Source organism: Streptomyces sp. NRRL S-1813, assembly GCF_000719605.1.
GTDB lineage: Bacteria > Actinomycetota > Actinomycetes > Streptomycetales > Streptomycetaceae > Streptomyces > Streptomyces decoyicus.
In genome coordinates this window covers 183,167-207,860 of sequence record NZ_JOHB01000012.1, presented here as the reverse complement: position 1 = coordinate 207,860, position 24,694 = coordinate 183,167, and the positions used below count along the sequence as shown (strand labels likewise).

Sequence of the window (24,694 nt, the reverse complement as noted above, 5' to 3'; positions counted from 1 at the left end):
CCCTGACCAGGGGTCATGTGATAATCCGAGCCACGCCCCGGCCGTGTGTGCGATCCGCCAAACGGCACCGTGGCGGCTGAGGTGACCACGCCGGGACGGGGCGTTCCGCGCGGACGGCGGACCGCCTGGCATCGCCGCCGGTCAGGCCGGGTACGGCGGCGCTACACGCCCTGCCGGTCCCGCCCCCTGGCCATGATCACGGCCAGGCCGGTGTCTGTGTCGCGCCAGTAACCCACCGCATCGGCCAGGACGCCCTCGACGATGCTCCACTCGTCCGGCGCCGCGGCCGCATAGCCCTGCCAGCCCGTCAGGACGAGCAGCCGGCCACGGTCGGCGGGGCACCAGGACAGATCGGTGAGGCAGTCGGCGAGCGCGTCCCAGTTGCGGCCGAACCAGTCCGGCAGCCGCAGCGCCCGCACGCACCCCTCCATGAAGGCGGCCTTGTCCACGACCCCCTCCAGGTCCAGGGACCCGGCCGTCCAGCCGGCGTCCCGCGCGGCGGCGAGCGCCTCCGCCACCGAGCGCTCCGCGGGCCACGGCAGCACTCCCGGGGGCGTACTGCCGTCGAGCACCGCCGCGAGCGGCCGGGGCACAGAACCCGTCATCGGAGCACCGCCTTGAAGGTCCGGTAGTGGTCGTCGGTGTAGTAGGTCTCATGGCTCTGGCCGGTGACGAGCCGGCGGGCGCCGCGGTCCGGCGAGCCGGGCGTGCGGACCGTGTACTCGTGGTAGTGGCCGCGCGGCTGACGGGGCAGCAGCCGCTCGCGGTTGCCGAAGACGGTCCCGTCCTGCGCGTACGGAAAGGGCCCGCCGGCGTCGATGAGCCGGAGGGTGTCCCGCGCCTGGGAGGGCAGCGCGCCGACCGGGACGACCGGCATGCCCTGCGCCCAGTCCGGTACGCGGGTGGGGCTCGGCGCCTCGGCGACGGCCGTGGCGGTGGACCGCCCCGATCCGGGTGAACTCCCCGCGTCGCCACCGCCTGTGGCACACCCGGCCAGTACGAGGAGCAGCCCGGCGAGCAGCGTGCCGAGGACAGCGGCGGCACGGCGCGGGATGGAGCGGATCACCATGCGCCGATGCTGTCACAGGGCCGCGCAGGCTGCTCGTCGATGACGGCGTCCGGGGCGCCCGGGGCGGGGCCGCGGGGCGGACGCCCGCTGCCGCCCGCGCCGGGTCATGCTGCGGCGGAGGTCACGCCCCGTCAGGGTCCGCCCGGTCCAGTGCGGGGCGCGGCCCGGGGCCGGTCTCCAGCAGCAGATGGTCGGCGGCGGCGGTGTCCGTGACCAGGCTCGTCACCAGCCCGGAGCGCAGGACCGCGCCGATCGCGTCGGCCTTGCGCCGGCCGCCGGCGATGGCGACGACCTCCGGGATGCGGCGCAGCCGGTCCGCCTCGACGGTGATGCACCGCTCGCCGAGGTCCCGGCCGATCCGCCGCCCCTCGGTGTCGAAGAGGTGCGCCGACATCTCGGCGGCCGCACCCAGCGAGGCGTAGTGCTCTCGCTCCTGCTCCGAGAGCATGTCGTAGACGGTGGAGACGCCCGGCTCCCAGGAACCGATGGAGACACAGGCGACGGTGACCTTGTCGAAGTAGTCGAAGGCGCGGGCGATACCGGTCTGGCGGCGCAGCGCCTCGGCGGTCGCCGAGTCGGGCAGCAGCATCGGCGCATAGATCGGGTGCGCCTCGCCGCCGGCGACATCGGCCGCACGGCGCACCGCCTCGACCGACCCGCGGTCGGCGGTGCCCGCGTCGTAGACACCGGTCAACTGCACGACGGTGCACGGCGGGAGGTGGTGCAGCGCGGCCGCCATGTGAATGGTCGACCGGCCCCAGGCCAGCCCGAGCACATCGCCCTCGGTGACCAGCTCGCCGAGGAGGTCGGCCGCGACCTCGCCGAGGTTCTCGGGGTCGGCGGCGTCATCGGGCGGGGTCTGGCCGCCGAAGGCGGGGGGAGCGTCCGCGGGGGACTCGACGACCACCGCGTGCCGCAGGCCGTAGCGGGCCCGCAGGGCGTCGGAGCGTTCGGCGTCCAGCTCGGAGGGCACCCGGATCTCGATCCGTACGAGATCGCGCTCCAGGGCGGTCTCCAGCACCCGCGCGACCTTGAACCGGCTGACGCCGAACTCCTCCGCGATCTGGATCTTCGACTTGCCCTCAAGATAGAAACGGCGGGCCATGGCCGCGGCCTGCACCAGCTCGGCAGGGCCCATTCCGGACTGTGGGCGGCTGGCTACCACGAAATTCTCCCCTTTTGCGCATCTGATCGAGTCTTTGCTCATCCTTTCAGAAACCCGGCGGCAACGGGGACCACGACCGCCCCGACCTCGTGAACGCTGGGTTGCGCCACGTACAACGGGCGGCACGGCCCCGCCACGGACGGATTTCCGTGGCGTGAATGAGACGGACCGCCTGCCCGTCCCCGCCGGCCGCCGTCAGTGCAGGCAGCCCCAGCCCGCTGCCGCGGTCGCCGTCTCGGCCTTCTCGCGCAGATCCCGGACCGCCTTCGCCGGGTCGTCCGCGCCGTACACCGCGGAGCCCGCCACGAACACGTCGGCGCCCGCCTCCGCGCACCGCTCGATGGTCTCCGCCGAGACCCCGCCGTCCACCTGGAGCGCCAGCTCCAGCCCGTGCCGGGAGATCAGCTCACGGGTGCGGCGGATCTTCGGAAGCATGATGTCCAGGAACGCCTGACCGCCGAAGCCGGGCTCCACGGTCATGATCAGCAGCATGTCGAGCTCGGGCAGCAGATCCTCGTACGGCTCGATCGGCGTGGCCGGCTTCAGCGCCATCGACGCCCGTGCGCCCTTGGCCCGGATCTCCCGTGCCAGCCGCACCGGCGCGGCCGCCGCCTCCACATGGAAGGTCACGGAACCGGCCCCGGCCTCGATGTACTGCGGCGCCCAGCGGTCCGGGTCCTCGATCATCAGATGCAGATCGAGGGGGGTGTCCGTCGCCTTGCTCAGCGACTCGACCACCGGCACACCCAGGGTGAGATTCGGGACGAAGTGGTTGTCCATGACGTCGACGTGCAGCCAGTCGGCGCCCTCGACGGCCCGCGCCTCCTCGGCGAGGCGGGCGAAGTCTGCGGACAGGATGCTGGGGTTGATCAAGGCCATGCCCCCAGTATGGCGTGCGGGCCGGGAGCGGACACAGGCGGGACGGAACGGGACCGGGACGGATGCCGGAGGGGGCTCAGAGGCGATCCGGCGGCGCGTTGCGGCGGCGGGCGACAGGAGCCGTCGACCGCCGCGTGACGCTGCCGGCGGCCGCGGCCCGCCGCGCTCAGCCCGTCCGTCGCAGCAGCGCCAGGTACATCGCGTCCGTGCCGTGCAGATGCGGCCACAGCTGGACGTCCGGGCCGTCGCCCAGGGCCGGTACGCCGGGCATCAGGGGCCGGGCGTCGACCCACTCCACCTGCACCGGTTCGCCGCCCCGCCCCTTGAGGACGTCGTCCACCACGGCCCGGGTCTCGGCGGGATGCGGCGAGCAGGTCGCATAGCCGACGACACCGCCGACCCGCACCGCCGCGAGTGCCTGGCGCAGCAGCTCGCGCTGGAGCGGGGCGAACCCGTCCAGGTCCTCGGGGCGGCGCCGCCAGCGCGCCTCCGGCCGCCGGCGCAGCGCGCCCAGGCCGGTGCACGGCACGTCCACCAGGACCCGGTCGAAGGCGCCGGGCTGCCAGGCGGGGCGGGTGCCGTCGGCGGTGATGACCGCGTACGGGCCGGGGTTGCCCTCCAGCGCCCGTGCCACCAGACGTGCGCGGTGCGGCTGCTTCTCCGACGCCAGCAGGGCGGCACCACGCTGCGCCGCGAGCGCCGCCAGCAGCGCCGCCTTGCCGCCCGGGCCCGCACAGCCGTCGAGCCAGGCGCGGTCGGAGCCCTCGACGGGCGCGTTCGCCAGCGCGAGGGCGACGAGCTGGCTGCCCTCGTCCTGCACCCCGGCGCGTCCCTCGCGGACCGGGTCCAGGGCGCCCGGCTCGCCGCCTTCCGCGAGCCGTACCGCATACGGGGACCAGCGCCCGGGGAGCGCGCTGTCCTCGCCCACCACCGCCAGCAGCTCCTCGGCGGTGGACCGGCCGGGCCGGGCCACCAACGTCACCTCGGGGCGTTCGTTGTCCGCCTCCAGCAGGTCCTCGATGCCGGCCCGGCCTCCGCCGAGCGCGTCCCACAGGGCCGAAACGATCCAGCGGGGGTGCGCATGCACGATGCCGAGGTGGTCCTCGGGGTCCTCGTCGTACTCCGGGGCGACCCGCTCCAGCCAGCCGTCCAGGTCATGGGCCGCGATCTTGCGCAGCACCGCGTTGACGAACTTCGCCCGCCCGTCGCCCAGCACCACCCGCGCCAGCTCGACGCTGGCACTCACCGCGGCATGGGTGGGAATCCTGGTGCCGAGCAACTGGTGCGCCCCGAGGGTCAGCACGTCCAGGACCGGCGGGTCCACCTCCCGCAGCGGGCGGTCCACGCACTGCGCGATGATCGCGTCATACGTCCCCTGCCGCCGCAGCGACCCGTAGACCAGCTCCGTCGCCAGCGCCGCGTCCCGGGAGTCGAAGTCGCCGCCCTCACGCGCCTTGCGCAGCAACGGCGGCAGCACGAGATTCGCGTACGCGTCCCGCTCGTCGACGGCCCGCAACGCCTCGAACGCGAGGATCCTGACCGGGTCCTTCTGCGGGCGGCGATAGGGCTTGCTGGGGCGGCGACGCGGCTGCTGACTCACAGAAAAGGTGCTCCGGGTACGAGATGAGGGGTCCGTCCCAGCCTACGCGGGCGCGCGGCCGGAGCGCGCGCGAGGCCGGACGGCGGACCGGGCCGCCGCCCGGAGGCAACAGGCCCCGCGACAGGGCGGCTCCGGGCCGGGTTCCGGCGGCCGGGGCTCAGTCCCCCAGCCGCTCCCCGCCCTCGATACGCACCCCGCGCGCCCAGTCCGCCGCCTTCATGGGCTTCTTGCCCTGCGGCTGGACCCAGACGAGTTCGACAGGATGACTGCCGGTGCCGACGTACACCGCCTTCTTCGTGACGGCGAGTTCACCGGGCGCCAGGGCCGGCTCGGCGTGGCTCGCGGCGGAGGCGGCCGACATCAGCTTGAGGCGCTCATCGCGGAACACCGTCCAGGCCCCGGGCGCGGGCGCACAACCCCGGATCACCCGGTCGACCCGCAGCGCGGGCGCCGTCCAGTCCACCTTGGCGTCCTCGACCTCGATCTTCGGGGCGAGCGTGACGCCCTCGGCCGGCTGCGGCACCGCCTCCAGCGTGCCGTCCTCGATGCCGTCCATCGTCGCCACGAGCAGCCCTGAACCGGCGAACGCCAGCCGGGTCAGCAGATCGCCGCTGGTGTCCGTCGGCCGGACCTCCTCGGTCAGCACCCCGAAGACCGGACCGGAGTCCAGTCCGGTCTCGATCTGGAACGTCGAGGCGCCGGTCACCTCATCCCCCGCCAGCACCGCATGCTGCACGGGCGCCGCGCCCCGCCATGCGGGCAGCAGCGAGAAGTGCAGATTGACCCACCCCTTGGCGGGAATGTCGAGCGCGGACTTCGGCAGCAGCGCACCGTAGGCGACCACCGGGCAGCAGTCCGGCGCGATCTCCCGCAGCCGGGCCAGAAAGTCCTCGTCGCGCGGCTTGACGGGCTTGAGCACCTCGATGCCCGCCTCCTCCGCACGCTCCGCCACCGGGCTGGCGACCAGCTTCCGGCCGCGTCCGGCGGGCGCGTCGGGCCGGGTGACGACGGCCACGACCTCGTGCCGGTCCGAGGCGATCAGGGCATCGAGGGCGGGTACGGCAACCTCGGGGGTGCCGGCGAAGACAAGCCTCATGGGTGGCGAACTACCTCTCACACGCAGCGGAACGACACACCAGTCTATGGGTCCCGTCCCAGGCCATGGGTGGTGGATCCGGGGGGCGTACAAGATTTCCCGCGCCTCGTACGGAAGCTCGTGCGCCCCCATACCGTGACCAGAGCCGCTGCTGTCGCGTTGGTCAAACAGCATTGACCCGGACCGGGCCGCTTTGGCGGCCCGCTCGCTTTCACCCTTCCTTTTCCACGCCGGTTCGAGAGGCTTGCTCATGGCCGACCACGCAACCCACGACGCCCAGGCGCGCGCCAGCCTGCATCTCCTGGTGCGGGACATCGAGCGGGTGCGCCGGCAGGTGGACGCACTGCGCACGCTGACCGCGCAGCTCGGCAACGTCTACCGGCCGCGGCGCACGGGGCCCTCCGCGGGCTTCGTCGTCTACGGACGCGCCCCCGCCCCGACAGTGCGCCTCGCCCAGGAGCTACGGGACAGCGTCGAAACACTCGTCACGGCCGCGGTCGATTTCGACCGTTCGCTGGGATTCTCCTGGGACGCGGTGGGCTCGGCGCTCGGCGTCACCAAACAGGCGGTGCACCGCCGTTACGGTGCCCGCAGAGCCACCGCCCAGCCCACCGCGGAGACCAACGGCGGTGAGCCGACGGTGCGTTCGTCCGATGCCGCCGCCGCGACCCGCGCGGTGACCATGGCCGCGGGCCTGCCCGGTTCCGCGGCCGTCCCGGCCGCCCGCTCCATGCCCGCCCAGCTCTCCGCGGTCTCCCGCGACGAGCCGGCCCGCCCGGGTGCCTTCCCCGGCCCCCGCAACGGCTGAACCACCCCGGCACCGAGCGCCCACCGCTCCCCCGTCGCTCGCCAACGCCCTGGGACCACCCACTGACACCGGTCCCGGGGCGGCGCCATGTCCGGAGGCTGAAGGGCGACATGACGTCACGTCATCACCCGCGCGTCCCGCCTCGTCTCCGTGCATCACTCGGGCGTCCCGTCCCGTCCCGTCTCGGCTCCGTGCATCCCGGCTCCCGGCTCCCGGCTCCCGGCTCCCGGCTCCCGGCTCCCGGCTCCCGGCTCCCGGCGACAGTGCCACGGCCGGAGCGCCCGCACCTCTCTCACCGCGGTGCGGCGGACTCCCCCGGACCGGACGACGCACCCGCCGACTCCACGGCTGCGCGGCTTCGCCCACAACCCCGTCCGTCGCCCGCCACCCCGCTCATCGCCCCTCACCCCAGATCGGGCGGATCGATCCGCACGCGGACGGCCTCCCCCTCCCGCTTGACCAGCCGGGCCGCGCGGGCGGCCTTGAGCGCCGCGGCGAGGGCGGCTCCCTGGCCGGGACGGACGCGTACCAGTGCGCGCTCCCACTGCTCGCCGGGCGGAGGGTCACCCGGCCGGCGCGGGCGCCCGGGGTCCGGCACCGGCAGCGGTACGGGCCCCAACACCTCGGCTTCCGCGGGGAGTTCGGCGTCCCGCAGCAGCTCGACGACGTCCTCGGCGCGGCCGGCCACGGAGGCCATCCGGGACACCGGAGGGAAACCCAGCTCGGCCCGCTCGGCCAGCTCGCGGACCGCATGGCCGACCGGATCCCAGCGCACCAGCGCCTGCACCGGCCGCAGCGTCGGCTCCGCGATCACCGCGACCGTGCCGCCCTCCGCCTGGCCACGGACCAGCGCGGCGGCGCCCAGCCAGCGGCGCAGCGCCTCCTCCCCCGCCCGCAGATCCGGCCGCCCCAGCAGCGCCCAGCCGTCCAGCAGCAGGGCCGCCGCGTACCCGCCGTCCTCGGCCACCGGCTCGGCGCCCGGGGTGCTCACCACGAGCGCGGGGGCACCCGGAACCGTGACCAGCACATGATCACGCCCCGAGGTGCGCACCGGGACCGAGGGAAACACCCGGCCCAGCTCCTCCGCCGTCCGCCGCGCCCCCACGATCTGGGCCCGCAGCCGCGCGCCGCCGCATTCGGCACAGTGCCAGTCCGGCTCCGGACGGCCGCACCAGGCACAGGCCAGCTCCCCCGCCTCCTGCGACTCCAGCGGACCCGCGCAGGCCCGGCAGCGCGCGGGGGTACGACACCGTTCGCAGGCCAGCCGGGGCGCATATCCGCGGCGCGGCACCTGGACGAGCACCGGTCCGTGCTTGAGGCCCTCGCGCACCACCTGCCAGGCCATCGACGGCAGCCGGGCGGCGCGCGCGGCGGCGTCCCGCGCCTCGTCACCGTCGCTGACCGTACGCACCAGGGGCGCCGCGGCCCGCACCTGCTCGCGCTCGGCGGCCAGCGGGCGCGCCCAGCCCGTCTCGACCAGCTGGGCCGCCTCGACCGTGCAGCTCAGCCCGCCCAGCAGAAACCCGGCGTGCTCGTTGACCGACCGCTGGATGAGGACCTCGCGGGCATGGGGCTGGGGTGCATGCGGATCACTGTGGCTGGCGTCCCCGTCGTCCCACAGGGCGACCAGGCCCAGGTCGGCAACCGGCGCGAACATCGCCGCCCGGGTCCCGACCACGGCGCGCACCGCACCACGGCTGACCGCCAGCCAGCGACGATAGCGCTCCTCGGGCCCGGCATCGGCGGTCAGCAGCACATGCCGGCCCTCCCCGATCAGCTCGCCGAGCGCCGCGTCCACCCGCGCCGCGGCGCGCCCGTCCGGCACCACCACCAGCGCACCACGCCCGCCCGCCAGCGCCGCGGCCGCCGCCCGCGCCAGCTCCCCGGGCCAGGTCGCCCCGGGCAGCGCCGTCCACACCGCGCGCGGCGCATCCCCCCGCGTCAGCGCCGCCAGGAACCCGGGCCCTGCCCCGTACCGCTCCCAACTACCGGGCTCCGGCGGCGCGTTGGGCGGCAGTGGCGCAGGCGACGGCTTGGCCTCCGCCCGTGCCCGCCGTGGCGGCACCGCCAGCTGCACCACATCGGCGAGCGTCCCGGCATAGCGGTCCGCCACCGCCCGGCACAGCCCCAGCAGCTCGGGCGTCAGCACCCGCTCGGACGACAGCACCTGCGCGATCGGGGCGAGCACCCCCCGGTAGTCGCTCTCCGCGGCCCGCTCGACGATGTACCCGCTGACCAGCTTGCCGCCCTCACGGCGGCCGCCCTTCTCGCCCGCCCCGAACCGCACCCGCACCCGCACCCCGGGCTGCGCCTCGGCATCCATCGCCGCGGGCACCGCGTAGTCGAAATACCGGTCGAGGTGCACCAGCCCCTTGTCGACCAGCACCCGCGCCACCGGCAGCCCGGCGGCCAGCTCGGCCCCCCGCCACGTCCGCGGCTTCGCCCGCTCCGCCTTGGTCTCCCGCACGGCCTCCCGGATGAGGGCCAACTGCTCGCCCGCACCCGCCGCCCCCGCCTCCGGTCGCCCGTTCTCCCTGCTCACAGCATCAAGTCTTAGCAGACGGCACTGACAGCGCGCGTCGCCCTGTGGACAGCCGACGGCCCCGGACCGCCAAGCGGTCCGGGGCCGTGCTCACAGCGAGTGGCGTGCAGGGGGACTTACAGCCCCGCAGCCTTCTTCAGTGCCTCCACCCGGTCCGTGCGCTCCCAGGTGAAGTCCTCCAGCTCACGGCCGAAGTGGCCGTAGGCGGCGGTCTCCGCGTAGATGGGGCGGAGCAGGTTGAGGTCACGGATGATCGCGGCCGGGCGGAGGTCGAAGACCTCGGCGATGGCCTGTTCGATCTTGTCCGTGTCGACGGTGGCCGTGCCGAAGGTCTCGACGAAGAGACCGACCGGCTCGGCCTTGCCGATCGCGTACGCGACCTGGACCTCGCAGCGGGCCGCGAGGCCGGCGGCGACGACGTTCTTGGCGACCCAGCGCATCGCGTAGGCGGCCGAACGGTCGACCTTGGACGGGTCCTTGCCGGAGAAGGCGCCGCCACCGTGGCGGGCCATGCCGCCGTAGGTGTCGATGATGATCTTGCGGCCGGTGAGGCCGGCGTCACCCATCGGGCCGCCGATCTCGAAGCGGCCGGTCGGGTTGACCAGCAGGCGGTAGCCGTCGGTGTCCAGCTTGATGCCGTCCTCGACGAGCTGGTTGAGGACGTGCTCGACGACGAACTCGCGGATGTCGGGTGCCAGGAGCGAGTCGAGGTCGATGTCGCTGGCGTGCTGCGAGGAGACCACGACGGTGTCGAGGCGGACGGCCTTGTGGCCGTCGTACTCGATGGTGACCTGGGTCTTGCCGTCGGGACGGAGGTAAGGAATGGTGCCGTTCTTGCGGACCTCGGAGAGACGGCGGGAGAGCCGGTGCGCGAGGTTGATCGGGAGCGGCATCAGCTCCGGGGTCTCGTCGCAGGCGTAGCCGAACATCAGGCCCTGGTCGCCGGCGCCCTGCTTGTCCAGCTCGTCGTCATCGCCCTCGACACGGTTCTCGTACGCGGTGTCGACACCCTGGGCGATGTCCGGGGACTGCGCGCCGATGGACACCGAGACGCCACAGGAAGCGCCGTCGAAGCCCTTCTTGGACGAGTCGTAGCCGATGTCCAGGATCTTGTTGCGGACGAGATTGGGGATGTCGGCGTACGCCTTCGTCGTCACCTCGCCGGCCACATGTACCAGGCCGGTGGTGATCAACGTCTCCACGGCGACCCGGGACGTCGGGTCTTCCTTGAGGAGCGCGTCGAGAATGGTGTCGCTGATCTGGTCAGCGATCTTGTCAGGGTGGCCCTCGGTCACGGACTCCGAGGTGAACAGGCGGCGGGACACATCGCTCCCTGGGGTTGCAGCGGCTGCTGGCTGATCATTGGCGGAAGGGCCGAGAGCTGCGCTCGGCCCGATCCACTCGCCAGTTTATCGGTCGTGTGCGGTGTTCGGGCACGCGGTCTCGATTTATGGACCCCCTGTGACCTGGGACACCGCGGCCCACGGTAGGACGATCACGTTGAGCATGGGCCTGGTCAAGGGGGCATGCCGGATTTTAGGGGGCCGGTGGAGTGGTTCCGCGGCCTGTACGGGCACGTCAGGGGCGACTCTCGGCCAGGCGCGGGGCGACCAGATCCCAGACCGTGTCGGCCAGGTCTTCCTTGGGGCCGTACGGGACCGGGGTCTCGGTTCCGTCAGCCGCCAGGATCACCGCCTCGTTCCCGTCCGAGCCGAACGCCTTGGTCTCCCCGACCTCATTGACGACCAACAGGTCACAGCCCTTGCGGGCGAGCTTGGCGCGGCCGTTGGCGAGCACGTCGTCGGTCTCCGCGGCAAAGCCGACCACGAGCTGACCGGGGCGGGTGCGCTCGGCGGAGAGCTCGGCAAGGATGTCCGGATTTCGTACCAGAGTGACCGGTTCCGGCTCCTGGCCGTCGACTTTCTTGATCTTGCCGGTGGTGTAGACGGCGGGCCGGAAATCGGCGACGGCGGCGGCCATGACCACGGCATCGGCGTCCGCGGCGGCCTTCAGCACGGCCTCGTGGAGCTGACGGGCCGTCCCGATGTGGATCACGTCCACACCGGCCGGATCCGGCAGCTCGGTGTTGCCGGCGACGAGGGTGACCCGGGCACCGCGGGCCGCCGCCGTACCGGCGAGCGCATAGCCCTGCTTGCCGGAGGAACGGTTGCCCAGGTAGCGGACGGGGTCCAGCGGCTCGCGGGTGCCGCCCGCGCTGACCACGACATGGCGGCCGGCCAGATCCTGCTCCGCCGCCCGTGGGCCGCGGGCCAGCACCCGGCGGCAGAATTCGAAGATCGCGGCCGGGTCGGGGAAGCGGCCCTTGCCGGTGTCGACACCGGTCAGCCGGCCGACGGCCGGGTCGATGACGAGCGCGCCACGGCGGCGCAGCGTGGCGACGTTCTCCTGGGTGGCGGGGTTCTCCCACATCTCGGTGTGCATCGCCGGGGCGAACACCACCGGGCAGCGCGCGGTGAGCAGGGTGTTGGTCAGCAGGTCGTCGGCGAGGCCGTGGGCGGCCTTGGCGAGCAGGTCGGCGGTGGCGGGGGCGACCACGACGAGATCGGCGGCCTGGCCGATACGGACGTGCGGGACCTCGTGGACGGACTCCCAGACCTCGGTGGTGGCCGGGTTTCCGGACAGCGCCGACCAGGTGGCCTCGCCGACGAAGTGCAGCGCCGAGGCGGTCGGCACGACCCGTACGTCGTGCCCGGACTCGGTCAGCCGCCGCAGCAGCTCACACGCCTTGTACGCGGCGATCCCGCCGCTGACCCCAAGGACGACCCTGGGCCGCTCCCGCTCACGCTTGTCCATCGCTTCGCCGCTCCCCGGCCTAGGTCCGTCCGTATGCCCCTATGACACACCAAGGGCCCGGCGGTCGCGCCGCCGGGCCCTTGGTGCATTCGTTCCGCTGCTTACTGAGCCGGGCCCTCGATGGCCTCGGAGGTCAGCAGACCCGCGTTGATCTCGCGGAGCGCGATCGACAGGGGCTTCTCGTGGACGTGGGTGTCCACGAGCGGGCCGACGTACTCGAGCAGGCCCTCGCCGAGCTGCGAGTAGTACGCGTTGATCTGACGCGCGCGCTTGGCGGCGTAGATCACAAGGCTGTACTTCGAATCGGTGGCCTCGAGAAGCTCATCAATGGGCGGGTTGATGATGCCCTCGGGTGCAGTGATGGAAGAGGACACTCTCTACCTTCCGAAGGGGGATGAAGCGGGGGTGTAGCGAAAAGTCTCGGACGATCCGGGGAGCTACGCGGTCAGCCGCTGGAGTTCTGGTCTCCGGATCGATTCAGCATCAAGGCTAGCAGCTCACGGCTGACGTCCTCGACGGAGGTGTTGACAAGCGTCACATCGAACTCTTTCTCCGCTGCCAGCTCGACCCTGGCGGCGGCCAGCCGACGCTCGATGACCTCCGGCGCCTCCGTGCCCCGGCCGGTGAGCCGGCGGACCAGCTCGTCCCAGCTCGGCGGGGCCAGGAAGACCAGATTCGCCTCCGGCATGGACTCACGAACCTGGCGGGCGCCCTGGAGGTCGATCTCCAGCAGGACCGGCTCCCCGGCCTCCAGGCGGTCCAGCACCGCCTTGCGGGGGGTGCCGTAGCGGTTGCCCGCGAATTCCGCCCACTCGAGCAGCTCACCGTTGGCGATGAGCTTGTCGAATTCTCCGTCGTCGACGAAGAAGTAGTGGACACCGTGCCGCTCCCCGGGCCGCGGCTTGCGGGTGGTGGCCGAAACCGAGAGCCAGACCTCGGGGTGGACCTTGCGCATATGCGCGACGACCGTGCTCTTGCCGACCCCGGAGGGGCCGGAGAGCACGGTCAGTCGCGGTTGTCTGGCCGGGGGCGCGGGGGTCGTCCCCCCGGAGACTGCAGAACTCATGCAGCGATTATTCCAGCTTCCCGGTGATGCCGGAAAATTCAGGAAGCAGTGCTGCCGAACTCGCGCTCCAGCGACGCGATCTGGTTGGAGCCAAGACCCCGGACTCGGCGGCTCTCGGAGATCCCGAGTCGCTCCATGATCTGCTTGGCGCGGACCTTGCCGACGCCCGGCAGGGACTCAAGGAGCGCGGAGACCTTCATCTTGCCGATGACGTCGTTCTCCTGGCCCTGCTTGATGACCTCATGGAGGGAAGCACCGGAGTGCTTGAGCCGATTCTTGACCTCGGCGCGCTCCCGGCGAGCCGCGGCGGCCTTCTCGAGCGCGGCTGCGCGCTGTTCAGGGGTAAGGGGCGGAAGAGCCACGCCTACGTCACCTCGGATGTCGAACTGTCGGATACGGACCGGTGTGGAACCTAGTCGCCCCGCATCAGCGGAGCAACGAGCAACGCGCTTACGTGCAGTGCTCTCGTCGGAGACTAGCGCCAGAGGGCGCCGGAGTCAGCGAGAACAAGCGAAAAGTCCTGGTCAGACTCTGCTGACCAGGACAATTCGGGACCAAAGTCCCCGTCGGAAGGCTCTCAATCGAGCGCGGTGCGCACTTCCTCGGTGAATCGGGCCGCCGCGTCGCGCAGAGCTGCGGTGTCCGGGCCGTGCCGCAGCACCCCCCGGCTGACGCTCGGCACGACGTTGCGCACGGCGTCACCGAAGACCTTCGGGAGGTCGGCGGGGGTGGCGCCCTGGGCACCGATGCCGGGTGCGAGCAGCGGGCCGTTGATCGCCAGGTCGAACGAGGAGAGATCGCCGAGCGTGGCGCCGACGACCGCGCCGAAGGAGCCCAGCGGCTCGGCACCGGCGTTCTCGGCCGCGAGGTGGCCGAGCATGGTCGCGGCGAGCGTGCGGCCGTCCTCGCGCACCGCCCGCTGGACCTCGGCGCCCTCCGGGTTGGAGGTGAGGGCGAGGACGAAGAGCCCGGCGCCGCTCTCGCGGGCCAGGTCGACGGCCGGCTTCAGCGAGCCGTAGCCGAGGTACGGAGACACGGTGAGCGCGTCGGAGAACAGCGGCGAGTCCTTGCGCAGGTAGGTCTCGGCGTAGGCGGCCATGGTCGAGCCGATGTCGCCGCGCTTGGCGTCCATCAGGACCAGGGCGCCGCGCTCGCGCGCCTCCTCGACGGCGGTCTCCAGTACGGCGAGGCCGCGTGAGCCGAAGCGCTCGAAGAAGGCGGACTGTGGCTTGAAGACGGCGACCGTCTCGCCGAGGGACTCCACGACGGTCCGGGTGAACCGCGCCAGGCCCGCGACATCGTCGTTCAGGCCCCAGTCGGCCAGCAGCGAGGCGTGCGGGTCGATGCCGACGCAGAGCGGGCCGCGCTCGTCCATGGCACGGCGCAGGCGGGCCCCGAAGGGGTTCGCAGACGAATCCTGCGGCCCGGAGGGACTCGGTGAGGGGTGGTGGTCGGGCGACGGGCGGGCGCCGAAGGGCTCGGTCATGCGGTCACCTTCTTGTGCTCGGCGCCGATGGCATCGGCGAGGGTGGCGTACGGGCTGTTGCGCAGACGGGCAGCGAGGCCCTTGTGGATCGCGCGGCACCAGAACGGGCCCTGGTAGATGAAGGCGCTGTAGCCCTGGACGAGGGTGGCGCCGGCGAGGATGCGCTGCCAGGCGTCCTCGGCGTTCTCGATGCCGCCCACCCCGACGAGGGTGATCCGGTCGCCGACCCGGGCGTAGAGGCGGCGCAGGACCTCCAGGGAGCGCTCCTTGACGGGCGCGCCGGAGAGTCCGCCGGTCTCGGCGACCAGCCGGGGGTCGGAGGTCAGGCCGAGGCCCTCGCGGGCGATGGTGGTGTTGGTGGCGATGATCCCGTCCAGGCCCAGCTCGACGGCCAGGTCGGCGACCGCGTCCACGTCCGCGTCGGCGAGGTCGGGAGCGATCTTGACCAGCAGCGGGACCCGGCGCTCGGTGACCGTGCGGTCGGCGGCCTCGCGTACGGCCGTCAGCAGCGGGCGGAGGTGGTCGACGGCCTGGAGGTTGCGCAGCCCCGGGGTGTTCGGGGAGGAGACGTTGACCACCAGGTAGTCGGCGTGCCGGGCGAGGCGCTCGGTGGAGGTGACGTAGTCGGCGGTGGCCTCGGCCTCCGGTACGACCTTGGTCTTGCCGATGTTGACGCCGACGGTGGCCGGGAAAACGGGGTTGCGGGCGGCCAGACGGGCCGCCACGGACGCCGAGCCGTCGTTGTTGAAGCCCATCCGGTTGATCAGCGCGCGGTCCGGTACGAGCCGGAACAGACGCTTCTTGGGGTTGCCGGGCTGCGGCTGGGCGGTGACCGTGCCGATCTCGACGTGGTCAAAGCCGAGCATGGTCATCCCGTCGATGGCGACGGCGTTCTTGTCGAAGCCGGCGGCCAGGCCGAAGGGGCCGTGCATCCGGCGGCCCAGGGCCTCGGTGCGCAGCTCCTTGTAGCGGGGCGCGAGGGCGGCCGCCAGGAAGGTGCGCAGCACGGGGAGGCGCACGGCCAGCTGGATCCAGCGGAAGGCCAGGTGGTGGGCCTGCTCGGGGTCCATGCGCTTGAAGATCAGGTGGAAGAAGAGGCGGTACATCGTCGGGTGGGCCTTCCGGGGTGAGGAGCGAGGGGGCACGAAGAGGGGGACACCGCATCGGTGTCCCCCTCCTGGCCGCTACTCCTCGCGGGCCGCGGTGAGATGTTCGGCGTGTTCCTGGAGGGAACGCACGCCCACATCACCGCGGGACATGGCCTCGATGCCCTGGACCGCGGCCGCCAGCGCCTGGACCGTGGTCAGGCAGGGCACGGCGCGGGCCACCGCGGCGGTGCGGATGTCGTAGCCGTCCAGCCGGCCGCCGGTGCCGTAGGGGGTGTTGACGATCAGGTCGACCTGGCCGTCGTGGATCAGCTGGACGATGGTCTTCTCACCGTCCGGGCCCTCGCCCTCGGACTGCTTGCGCACCACGGTGGCGTTGATGCCGTTGCGGCGCAGCACCTCGGCGGTGCCGGAGGTGGCGAGCAGCTCGAAGCCGTGCGCGACCAGTTCGCGGGCCGGGAAGATCATCGAGCGCTTGTCGCGGTTGGCGACCGAGACGAAGGCGCGGCCCTTGGTGGGCAGTGCCCCGTAGGCGCCGGTCTGCGACTTGGCGTAGGCGGTGCCGAAGACCGAGTCGATACCCATGACCTCGCCGGTGGAGCGCATCTCCGGGCCGAGGATGGTGTCCACACCGCGGCCGTGGATGTCGCGGAACCGCGACCAGGGCATCACGGCTTCCTTGACGGAGATCGGCGCGTCCAGCGGCAGGGTGCCGCCGTCGCCGGTCCTGGGCAGCATGCCCTCGGCGCGCAGCTCGGCGATGGTCGCGCCCAGCGAGATCCGGGCGGCGGCCTTGGCCAGCGGCACCGCGGTGGCCTTCGAGGTGAAGGGCACCGTACGGGAGGCGCGCGGGTTGGCCTCCAGGACGTAGAGGATGTCGCCGGCCATCGCGAACTGGATGTTGATCAGGCCGCGGACGCCGACGCCCTCGGCGATCGCCTCCGTCGAGGCCCGCAGGCGCTTGATGTCGAAGCCGCCGAGGGTGATCGGGGGCAGCGCGCAGGCGGAGTCGCCGGAGTGGATGCCGGCCTCCTCGATGTGCTCCATGACACCGCCGAGGTAGAGCTCGGTGCCGTCGTAGAGCGCGTCGACGTCGATCTCGATGGCGTCGTCGAGGAACCGGTCGATGAGGACCGGGTGGCGGTCGATCAGGCCGGCGTGGCGGGTGAGGTACTCGCCCAGCGACGGCTCGTCGTAGACGATCTCCATACCGCGGCCGCCGAGCACGTAGGACGGGCGGACCATGACCGGGTAGCCGATCTCGGTGGCGATCCGCTTGGCCTCGTCGAAGGAGAAGGCGGTGCCGTACTTGGGGGCGGGCAGCCCGGCCTCGGTGAGCACCCGGCCGAAGGCGCCGCGCTCCTCGGCGAGGTCGATCGCCTCGGGCGAGGTGCCGACGATCGGCACGCCGTTGTCCTTGAGCGCCTGCGCCAGGCCGAGCGGGGTCTGCCCGCCGAGCTGGACGATGACGCCGGCGACCGGTCCTGCCTGGGTCTCGGCGTGCACGACCTCCAGGACGTCCTCCAGGGTGAGCGGCTCGAAGTAGAGCCGGTCGGAGGTGTCGTAGTCCGTGGAGACGGTCTCCGGGTTGCAGTTGACCATCACGGTCTCGTAGCCGGCGTCGCTGAGCGCGAACGAGGCGTGGACGCAGGAGTAGTCGAACTCGATGCCCTGGCCGATGCGGTTGGGCCCGGAGCCGAGGATGATCACGGCCGGCTTCTCGCGGGGCGCGACCTCGCTCTCCTCGTCGTAGGAGGAGTAGAAGTACGGGGTCTTCGCGGCGAATTCGGCGGCGCAGGTGTCGACCGTCTTGTAGACCGGGCGGACACCGAGGGCGTGCCGGACCTCGCGGACGACGTCCTCGCGCAGCCCCCGGATCGCGGCGATCTGGGCGTCGGAGAAGCCGTAGCGCTTTGCGTCCGCAAGGATCTCCGGGTGGAGCTTCTCGGCGGCCGCGATCTCGTCCGCGATCTCCTTGACCAGGAAGAGCTGGTCGACGAACCAGGGGTCGATCTTCGTGGCGTCGAAGACCTCCTGGGGCGTGGCACCGGCCCGGATCGCCGCCATGACGGTGTTGATCCGGCCGTCGGTGGGGACCTGGGCCTTCTCCAGCAGCGCGGCCTTCTCGCCCGGCTCGCCGACGAAGTCGAACTGACTGCCCTTCTTCTCCAGGGAGCGCAGGGCCTTGTTGAGCGCCTCGGGGAAGTTACGGCCGATGGCCATGGCCTCGCCGACCGACTTCATGGTCGTGGTGAGGGTGGCGTCGGCGGCCGGGAACTTCTCGAAGGCGAAGCGCGGCACCTTGACGACGACATAGTCGAGGGTCGGCTCGAAGGAGGCCGGGGTCTTCTCGGTGATGTCGTTGGGGATCTCGTCGAGGGTGTAGCCGACGGCGAGCCGGGCGGCGATCTTCGCGATCGGGAAGCCGGTAGCCTTGGACGCCAGCGCCGACGAGCGCGAGACGCGGGGGTTCATCTCGATGACGATGACCCGGCCGTCCTCGGGGTTGACCGCAAACTGGATGTTGCAGCCGCCGGTGTCGACGCCGACCTCGCGGATCACCGCGATGCCGATGTCCCGCAGGGTCTGGTACTCACGGTCGGTGAGCGTCATCGCCGGGGCGACGGTGATCGAGTCACCGGTGTGCACGCCCATCGGGTCGAAGTTCTCGATGGAGCAGACGACCACGACGTTGTCGTTCTTGTCGCGCATCAGTTCCAGCTCGTACTCCTTCCAGCCGAGGATGGACTCCTCCAGGAGCACCTCGGTGGTCGGCGAGAGCGTCAGGCCCTGGCCGGCGATCCGGCGCAGCTCCTCCTCGTCGTGCGCGAAGCCGGAGCCGGCGCCGCCCATGGTGAAGGAGGGGCGGACGACGACGGGGTAGCCGCCGAGCTCGTCGACGCCCGCCAGGACGTCGTCCATGGAGTGGCAGATGACCGAGCGGGCGGACTCGCCGTGGCCGATCTTGGTGCGGACGGCCTCGACGACCTCCTTGAACAGGTCGCGGTCCTCGCCCTTGTTGATCGCCTCGACGTTCGCGCCGATCAGCTCGACGCCGTACTTGTCGAGGGTGCCGGACTCGTGCAGGGAGATCGCGGTGTTCAGGGCCGTCTGGCCGCCCAGGGTGGGCAGGAGCGCGTCCGGGCGCTCCTTGGCGATGATCTTCTCGACGAAGTCCGGGGTGATCGGCTCGACGTAGGTGGCGTCGGCGATCTCCGGGTCGGTCATGATCGTCGCCGGGTTGGAGTTCACCAGGATGACGCGCAGGCCCTCGGACTTGAGGACCCGGCAGGCCTGGGTGCCGGAGTAGTCGAACTCGGCGGCCTGGCCGATGACGATCGGGCCGGAGCCGATGACCAGGACGGACTGGATATCGGTGCGCTTAGGCACGCTGGCCCTCCATCAGGGAAACGAAGCGGTCGAAGAGGTACGCGGCGTCGTGCGGACCCGCGGCGGCTTCGGGGTGGTACTGGACGCTGAAGGCCGGCTGGTCGAGGAGGTGCAGACCCTCCACCACGTTGTCGTTCAGGCAGACGTGGGAGACCTCGGCGCGGCCGAAGGGGGTGTCGGAGATCTTGTCGAGCGGGGCGTCGACGGCGAACCCGTGGTTGTGCGCGGTGACCTCGACCTTGCCGGTCGTACGGTCCTGCACCGGCTGGTTGATGCCGCGGTGCCCGTACTTGAGCTTGTAGGTGCCGAAGCCCAGCGCGCGGCCCAGGATCTGGTTGCCGAAGCAGATGCCGAACAGCGGCGTCTTCCGCTCCAGGACGCCCTGCATGACGGAGACCGGGTGGCCGGCGGTGGCCGGGTCGCCGGGGCCGTTGGAGAAGAACACGCCGTCCGGGTTCACCGCGTAGACGTCCTCGACGGTGGCGGTGGCGGGCAGGACGTGCACCTCGATGCCGCGCTCGGCCATCCGGTGCGGGGTCATGCCCTTGATGCCCAGGTCGATCGCGGCGACGGTGAACTTCGCCGCACCGACCGGGACGGCTGCGCCGTCGGGGCCGATCGCCGGGACGACGTAGGACTCCTTGGTGGCGACCTGCGTGGAGAGGTCGGCGCCCTCCATCTCGGGGGCCTGGCGGACCTTGGCCAGCATCGTGCCCTCGTCGGGCAGCGCCTCGCCGGAGAAGATGCCGACCCGCATGGCACCGCGCTCGCGCAGATGGCGGGTCAGAGCCCGGGTGTCGACGCCGCTGATGCCGACGACGCCCTGGGCGACCAGCTCGTCGTCCAGCGAGCGCACCGAGCGCCAGTTGGACGGGATACGGGCGGGGTCGCGGACGACATAGCCGGAGACCCAGATCCGCTGCGACTCGGGGTCCTCGTCGTTCACACCGGTGTTGCCGATGTGCGGGGCGGTCATGACGACCACCTGGCGGTGGTACGAGGGATCGGTCAGCGTCTCCTGGTAGCCGGTCATGCCGGTGGAGAACACCGCTTCGCCGAAGGTCTCCCCCACCGCCCCGTAGGCGCGGCCGCGGAAGCTGCGGCCGTCCTCCAGGACGAGAACGGCGGGGAGCCCCCTTGTGCCGTGGGCGGTACCCCTGGTGGAGGTCGTCATCGTGCGCCTTCCGTTTCGGTGTGCTCGGTGGTGCTGGTGTGGTGCTCGGTGGTGCTGAGTTCGTTGAGGGCCTCGACCCAGGCCGGGTGCTCGTCCGCACGGTCGGAGCGGAAGCCGGAGTCGATCTGCCGGCCGCCGTGCTCCCAGGTGACGATCAGCAGGCCGCCCTCGGTCAGGACCTTGCCGGCGATGCCCTTGTCGAGGCGGGCGCCGCGCAGTGCGGCGGCCGGCACGAAGAAGTCCGCGGCGCCCGGCCGTACGACGTCCAGCCCCTGGTCGGTGAGGGTCAGCTCGGCGCGGCTGCGGGTGCCCAGACCGCGCGCCACGATCCGGTCGAGCCACTGCCCGGCGGTGGTGGACCCGTGGTAGCGGCCAGACATGGTCAGCGGCGGCTTGCCGCCTCCACCCGGGGTGGTGGCGGGCGAGGGGCCGGCCGTCAGCAGCGGGCTGCCGGAGTTCTCCGGGGTGGCGGGCAGCTCGGGCAGATCGCCCTGGAGCGTGCCGCGCCACTTCCAGCCCTGACGCATCAGCCAGTAGACGAAGACGATGAAGACCAGCAGGCCGACGACCCAGCCGATCCGTGCGGCCCAGTCGGTGACCGGCGCGGACTTCTGCGCTTCGGCCAAATGGATCAGTGGAGGAGTCACGCCAGCTTCCCGTCGACGACCGTTGCCCGGCCCCGCAGGAAGGTGTGGGTGACGCGCCCCGGCAGCTCACGGCCCTCGTAGGGGGTGTTGCGGCTGCGGGAGGCGAAGCCCGCGGGGTCCACCTCTCCACGGTAAGCGGAATCGAGCAGTGTGAGGTTGGCGGGCTCACCAGCCGAGACGGGGCGGCCGTGGCCCTCCAGGCGGCCGATGTGCGCCGGGCGGAAGGACATCCGGTCGGCGACGCCGGCCCAGTCCAGCAGTCCGCTGTCGACCATCGTGTGCTGGACGACGGAGAGCGCGGTCTCCAGGCCGACCATGCCCATGGCCGCCGCGCCCCACTCGCAGTCCTTGTCCTCGTGCGGGTGCGGGGCATGGTCGGTGGCGACGCAGTCGATGGTGCCGTCGGCGAGCGCCTCGCGCAGCGCCAGGACGTCGGCCTCGGTGCGCAGCGGCGGGTTCACCTTGTAGACGGGGTTGTAGCTGCGGACGAGCTCGTCGGTGAGCAGCAGGTGGTGCGGGGTGACCTCGGCGGTGACGTTCCAGCCCTTGGACTTGGCCCAGCGGACGATCTCGACCGAGCCGGCCGTCGACAGGTGGCAGATGTGGACGCGGGAGCCGACGTGCGCGGCGAGCAGCACATCGCGGGCGATGATCGACTCCTCGGCGACCGCGGGCCAGCCGCCGAGGCCCAGCTCGGCCGAGACGATGCCCTCGTTCATCTGGGCGCCCTCGGTGAGCCGGGGCTCCTGGGCGTGCTGGGCGACGACACCGTCGAAGGCCTTCACGTACTCCAGGGCGCGCCGCATGATCACGGCGTCGTCCACACACTTGCCGTCGTCGGAGAAGACCCGGACGCCGGCCGCGGAGTCGTGCATCGCGCCCAGCTCGGCGAGCTTCTTGCCCTCCAGGCCGACGGTGACCGCACCGACGGGCTGGACGTCGCAGTAGCCGGACTCCTTGCCCAGCCGCCAGACCTGCTCGACGACGCCCGCGGTGTCCGCGACGGGGAAGGTGTTGGCCATGGCGTGGACGGCGGTGAAGCCGCCGACGGCGGCGGCCTTCGTGCCGGTCAGCACGGTCTCGGAGTCCTCGCGGCCCGGCTCGCGCAGGTGGGTGTGGAGATCGACCAGGCCCGGCAGCAGGATCTTGCCGTCCGCCTCGATGACCTGTGCGCCCTCGGCGCTCAGCCCGGTGCCGACCTCCGCGACGGTCTCACCGTCGATCAGCACGTCCTGCGGCTCGCCACCGAGGACCTTCGCCCCGCGAATAAGGATCTTGCTCATGATTACTTGCTCTCCTCGGTGCGCATGCTGGTGCCGTTGCCGGCGGTGAGGGCGGGCTCGTTGCCGCCCAGAAGCAGATAGAGAACGGCCATCCGGATGCTGACGCCGTTGGTGACCTGTTCGACGGCGGTGCAACGGGGCGAGTCGGCGACCTGCGCGGTGATCTCCATGCCGCGGTTCATCGGCCCGGGGTGCATCACGATCGCGTGCTCGGGCATACGGGCCATCCGGTCGCCGTCGAGACCGTAGCGCCGCGCGTACTCCCGCTCCGTCGGGAAGAACGCCGCGTTCATCCGCTCGCGCTGGACGCGCAGCATCATCACCGCGTCGGACTTGGCGACCACCGCGTCCAGGTCGTACGAGACCTCGCAGGGCCACTGCTCCACGCCGATCGGCACCAGCGTCGGCGGTGCGACCAGGGTGACCTCGGCGCCGAGCGTGGTCAGCAGATGAACGTTGGAGCGGGCGACCCGGCTGTGCAGGATGTCGCCGACGATGGTGATGCGGCGGCCGGAGAGGTCCTGGCCCACGCCCGCGTCGACGCCGACCAGGCGACGGCGCATCGTGAAGGCGTCGAGCAGCGCCTGGGTGGGGTGTTCGTGGGTGCCGTCACCGGCGTTCACCACGGAGCCGCCGATCCAGCCGGAGGTCGCCAGGCGGTGCGGGGCGCCGGAATCGTGGTGCCGGATGACCACGGCGTCCGCGCCCATCGCCTCCAGGGTGAGGGCGGTGTCCTTGAGCGACTCGCCCTTGGAGACCGACGAGCCCTTGGCGGAGAAGTTGATGACGTCGGCGGAGAGGCGCTTCGCCGCGGCTTCGAACGAGATACGGGTGCGGGTCGAGTCCTCGAAGAAGAGGTTGACGACGGTGCGCCCGCGCAGGGTGGGGAGCTTCTTGATCGGCCGGTCGGCGACCCGGGCCATCTCCTCGGCGGTGTCGAGGATCAGAACGGCGTCGTCGCGCGTGAGGTCGGCGGCCGAGATGAGGTGACGCTTCATCCGGTTTTCTCCGTGAGTGAAGGAGGTGTACGGGAATGTCCGTCGAGCAGGCATGCCTGCGGGCCCGGGGTCACCGGGTCCGTCAGCGGTGCGCTAACGCTCGCCGGCCGGGGCGGTGTGCTTCAGGCCGAGCAGCACGGCGTCCCGGCCGTCCTCCTCGGTGAGCTGGACCTTGACCGTCTCCCGCAGCGACGTGGGGAGGTTCTTGCCTACGTAGTCGGCGCGGATCGGCAGTTCGCGGTGGCCGCGGTCGACGAGGACCGCCAGCTGCACGGCGCGCGGCCGTCCGATGTCGCCCAGCGCGTCCAGCGCGGCGCGGATGGTGCGGCCGGAGAAGAGGACGTCGTCGACGAGCAGGACGACCCGGCCCTCGACGCCGTCGGCGGGGATGTCCGTGCGGGCGAGCGTGCGGGCCGGGCCCAGGCGCAGGTCGTCGCGGTACATCGTGATGTCGAGCGAGCCGACCGGGACCGTACGGCCGGTGATCTCTTCGAGCTTGGCAGCGAGCCGCCGGGCGAGGAAGACGCCGCGGGTCGGGATCCCCAGGAGCACCACATCGTCCGCGCCCTTGGCGCGCTCGACGATTTCATGGGCGATACGGGTGAGCATCCGCGCGATGTCCGGGCCTTCGAGCACCGGCCGTGCGGGGAGCTGAGCTGTCGTGTCGGAACTGCTTGCGTCCATATGAAACGGACCTCCTTCTCCGCCTCACGGGACGGACCTTAAAGGACGTCGAAATTACACAGCCCAGGCTATCAGGAGCCCCCTCAGGAGCCGTCCGCACCCCTGACGGGTGAGGGTCTGCCCCGTTCCGCTTGACGAAGTCAGATTACGCTGCGTAACCTCACAGTGAGTTACCAGCCCGCGGCGGAGCCGCATGTCGATACAGCCGTCTGGGGAGTTTTATGTCCAGCGAATACGCCAAACAGCTCGGGGCCAAGCTCCGTGCCATCCGCACCCAGCAGGGCCTTTCTCTCCACGGCGTCGAGGAGAAGTCCCAGGGCCGCTGGAAGGCCGTGGTGGTGGGTTCGTACGAGCGCGGCGACCGTGCCGTGACCGTACAGCGCCTTGCCGAGCTGGCGGACTTCTACGGCGTCCCGGTGCAGGAACTGCTGCCGGGCACGACACCGGGCGGAGCGGCCGAGCCGCCGCCGAAGCTGGTGCTCGACCTGGAGCGCCTCGCCCATGTCCCGCAGGAGAAGGCCGGCCCGCTCCAGCGCTACGCCGCCACCATCCAGAGCCAGCGCGGTGACTACAACGGCAAGGTCCTCTCGATCCGCCAGGACGACCTGCGCACCCTCGCGGTCATCTACGACCAGTCGCCCTCGGTGCTGACCGAGCAGCTGATCAGCTGGGGCGTGCTCGACGCCGAAGCACGCCGCGCCGTGCAGCACGACGAGATCTGACCCCCCGCACCACCAGCAGAAACGTACCGCCGCTCCGGTCTGCCGGGCGGCGGTTTCTGCGTACCGGCGCACTGACGGCGCACACCGGCGGCGCGCAGTGCACCAGGAGAGCCCCCGTATGCCGTTCTGCGGGCATGCGAAGGGCCCGGAGCATCACCCATCACT

The 24,694-nt window shown here is 71.9% G+C and carries 22 protein-coding genes; 2 read left to right on the top strand and 20 right to left on the bottom strand.

Annotated elements, in window-relative coordinates:
• Nucleotides 1-161: 161 nt before the first annotated feature.
• The 6 genes from IF67_RS0119535 to fmt form a co-directional block, all read right to left on the bottom strand.
• Nucleotides 162-605: a barstar family protein gene (locus IF67_RS0119535; RefSeq protein ID WP_030987352.1), complete on the bottom strand. Its 444-nt coding sequence runs from the start codon at nt 603-605 to the stop codon at nt 162-164.
• The gene (locus IF67_RS0119530) at nt 602-1,069 is read right to left on the bottom strand and encodes a ribonuclease domain-containing protein (RefSeq protein WP_030987351.1); all 468 of its coding nucleotides are present in this window, start codon (nt 1,067-1,069) and stop codon (nt 602-604) included. The genes IF67_RS0119535 and IF67_RS0119530 overlap by 4 nt, the downstream gene beginning before the upstream one ends.
• Nucleotides 1,070-1,190: 121 nt before the next feature.
• On the bottom strand, nt 1,191-2,207 hold the full coding sequence (locus IF67_RS0119525; protein ID WP_030987349.1) for a sugar-binding transcriptional regulator: 1,017 nt from the start codon (nt 2,205-2,207) through the stop codon (nt 1,191-1,193).
• Nucleotides 2,208-2,429: 222 nt separating this feature from the next.
• Nucleotides 2,430-3,113 carry a ribulose-phosphate 3-epimerase gene (gene rpe, locus IF67_RS0119520; protein ID WP_030987347.1) on the bottom strand — a complete coding sequence of 228 codons (684 nt, stop codon included), beginning with the start codon at nt 3,111-3,113 and terminating at the stop codon, nt 2,430-2,432.
• A 166-nt stretch (nt 3,114-3,279) separates the two neighbouring features.
• Nucleotides 3,280-4,713, bottom strand: coding sequence for an RsmB/NOP family class I SAM-dependent RNA methyltransferase (locus IF67_RS0119515; RefSeq protein ID WP_030987345.1), 1,434 nt, complete (start codon nt 4,711-4,713; stop codon nt 3,280-3,282).
• Between the two features lie 157 nt (nt 4,714-4,870).
• Nucleotides 4,871-5,809, bottom strand: coding sequence for a methionyl-tRNA formyltransferase (gene fmt, locus IF67_RS0119510; protein ID WP_030987343.1), 939 nt, complete (start codon nt 5,807-5,809; stop codon nt 4,871-4,873).
• A gap of 250 nt (nt 5,810-6,059) precedes the next feature.
• On the opposite strand from fmt, the gene IF67_RS0119505 reads away from it, so the two are divergent.
• A complete protein-coding gene (locus tag IF67_RS0119505) occupies nt 6,060-6,617 on the top strand; it encodes a hypothetical protein (protein WP_030987341.1) in 558 nt (185 codons plus the stop codon).
• 403 nt (nt 6,618-7,020) lie between these two features.
• Here the strand turns inward: IF67_RS0119505 and IF67_RS0119500 are convergent, their stop codons facing one another.
• The 14 genes from IF67_RS0119500 to pyrR all read right to left on the bottom strand — a co-directional run bounded on the left by IF67_RS0119500 (nt 7,021) and on the right by pyrR (nt 23,807).
• Nucleotides 7,021-9,159: a primosomal protein N' gene (locus IF67_RS0119500; RefSeq protein WP_030987339.1), complete on the bottom strand. Its 2,139-nt coding sequence runs from the start codon at nt 9,157-9,159 to the stop codon at nt 7,021-7,023.
• A 116-nt stretch (nt 9,160-9,275) separates the two neighbouring features.
• Nucleotides 9,276-10,484 (bottom strand): methionine adenosyltransferase, encoded by a 1,209-nt coding sequence (gene metK / locus IF67_RS0119495; protein ID WP_030987337.1) that lies wholly within the window; start codon nt 10,482-10,484, stop codon nt 9,276-9,278.
• Nucleotides 10,485-10,737: 253 nt separating this feature from the next.
• On the bottom strand, nt 10,738-11,973 hold the full coding sequence (gene coaBC / locus IF67_RS0119490; RefSeq protein ID WP_030987334.1) for a bifunctional phosphopantothenoylcysteine decarboxylase/phosphopantothenate--cysteine ligase CoaBC: 1,236 nt from the start codon (nt 11,971-11,973) through the stop codon (nt 10,738-10,740).
• A 101-nt stretch (nt 11,974-12,074) separates the two neighbouring features.
• A complete protein-coding gene (rpoZ, locus tag IF67_RS0119485; RefSeq protein WP_005319902.1) occupies nt 12,075-12,347 on the bottom strand; it encodes a DNA-directed RNA polymerase subunit omega in 273 nt (90 codons plus the stop codon).
• Between the two features lie 71 nt (nt 12,348-12,418).
• Entirely contained in the window at nt 12,419-13,039 is a 621-nt protein-coding gene (gene gmk, locus IF67_RS0119480; protein WP_030987331.1) for a guanylate kinase, read from the bottom strand.
• Between the two features lie 38 nt (nt 13,040-13,077).
• Nucleotides 13,078-13,401 (bottom strand): integration host factor, encoded by a 324-nt coding sequence (locus tag IF67_RS0119475; protein WP_006607450.1) that lies wholly within the window; start codon nt 13,399-13,401, stop codon nt 13,078-13,080.
• Nucleotides 13,402-13,616: 215 nt separating this feature from the next.
• Nucleotides 13,617-14,525, bottom strand: a complete 909-nt coding sequence (gene pyrF, locus IF67_RS0119470) for an orotidine-5'-phosphate decarboxylase (protein WP_078889509.1) — start codon at nt 14,523-14,525, stop codon at nt 13,617-13,619.
• Nucleotides 14,522-15,631: a quinone-dependent dihydroorotate dehydrogenase gene (locus tag IF67_RS0119465; RefSeq protein WP_030987325.1), complete on the bottom strand. Its 1,110-nt coding sequence runs from the start codon at nt 15,629-15,631 to the stop codon at nt 14,522-14,524. Before IF67_RS0119465 ends, pyrF begins: the two co-directional genes overlap by 4 nt.
• A gap of 78 nt (nt 15,632-15,709) precedes the next feature.
• On the bottom strand, nt 15,710-19,021 hold the full coding sequence (gene carB / locus IF67_RS0119460) for a carbamoyl-phosphate synthase large subunit (RefSeq protein WP_030987323.1): 3,312 nt from the start codon (nt 19,019-19,021) through the stop codon (nt 15,710-15,712).
• Nucleotides 19,014-20,195, bottom strand: coding sequence for a glutamine-hydrolyzing carbamoyl-phosphate synthase small subunit (carA, locus tag IF67_RS0119455; protein ID WP_030987321.1), 1,182 nt, complete (start codon nt 20,193-20,195; stop codon nt 19,014-19,016). The genes carB and carA overlap by 8 nt, the downstream gene beginning before the upstream one ends.
• Nucleotides 20,192-20,842, bottom strand: coding sequence for a hypothetical protein (locus IF67_RS0119450; RefSeq protein ID WP_030987319.1), 651 nt, complete (start codon nt 20,840-20,842; stop codon nt 20,192-20,194). The genes carA and IF67_RS0119450 overlap by 4 nt, the downstream gene beginning before the upstream one ends.
• Complete coding sequence (locus tag IF67_RS0119445) at nt 20,839-22,125, bottom strand: dihydroorotase (protein WP_030076448.1); 1,287 nt, start codon at nt 22,123-22,125, stop codon at nt 20,839-20,841. Before IF67_RS0119445 ends, IF67_RS0119450 begins: the two co-directional genes overlap by 4 nt.
• Nucleotides 22,126-22,127: 2 nt before the next feature.
• On the bottom strand, nt 22,128-23,123 hold the full coding sequence (locus IF67_RS0119440; protein WP_030987317.1) for an aspartate carbamoyltransferase catalytic subunit: 996 nt from the start codon (nt 23,121-23,123) through the stop codon (nt 22,128-22,130).
• 93 nt (nt 23,124-23,216) lie between these two features.
• Nucleotides 23,217-23,807, bottom strand: a complete 591-nt coding sequence (gene pyrR / locus IF67_RS0119435; RefSeq protein WP_030987315.1) for a bifunctional pyr operon transcriptional regulator/uracil phosphoribosyltransferase PyrR — start codon at nt 23,805-23,807, stop codon at nt 23,217-23,219.
• A gap of 221 nt (nt 23,808-24,028) precedes the next feature.
• On the opposite strand from pyrR, the gene bldD reads away from it, so the two are divergent.
• Nucleotides 24,029-24,529, top strand: coding sequence for a transcriptional regulator BldD (gene bldD, locus IF67_RS0119430; RefSeq protein ID WP_030987313.1), 501 nt, complete (start codon nt 24,029-24,031; stop codon nt 24,527-24,529).
• Nucleotides 24,530-24,694: the final 165 nt, after the last annotated feature.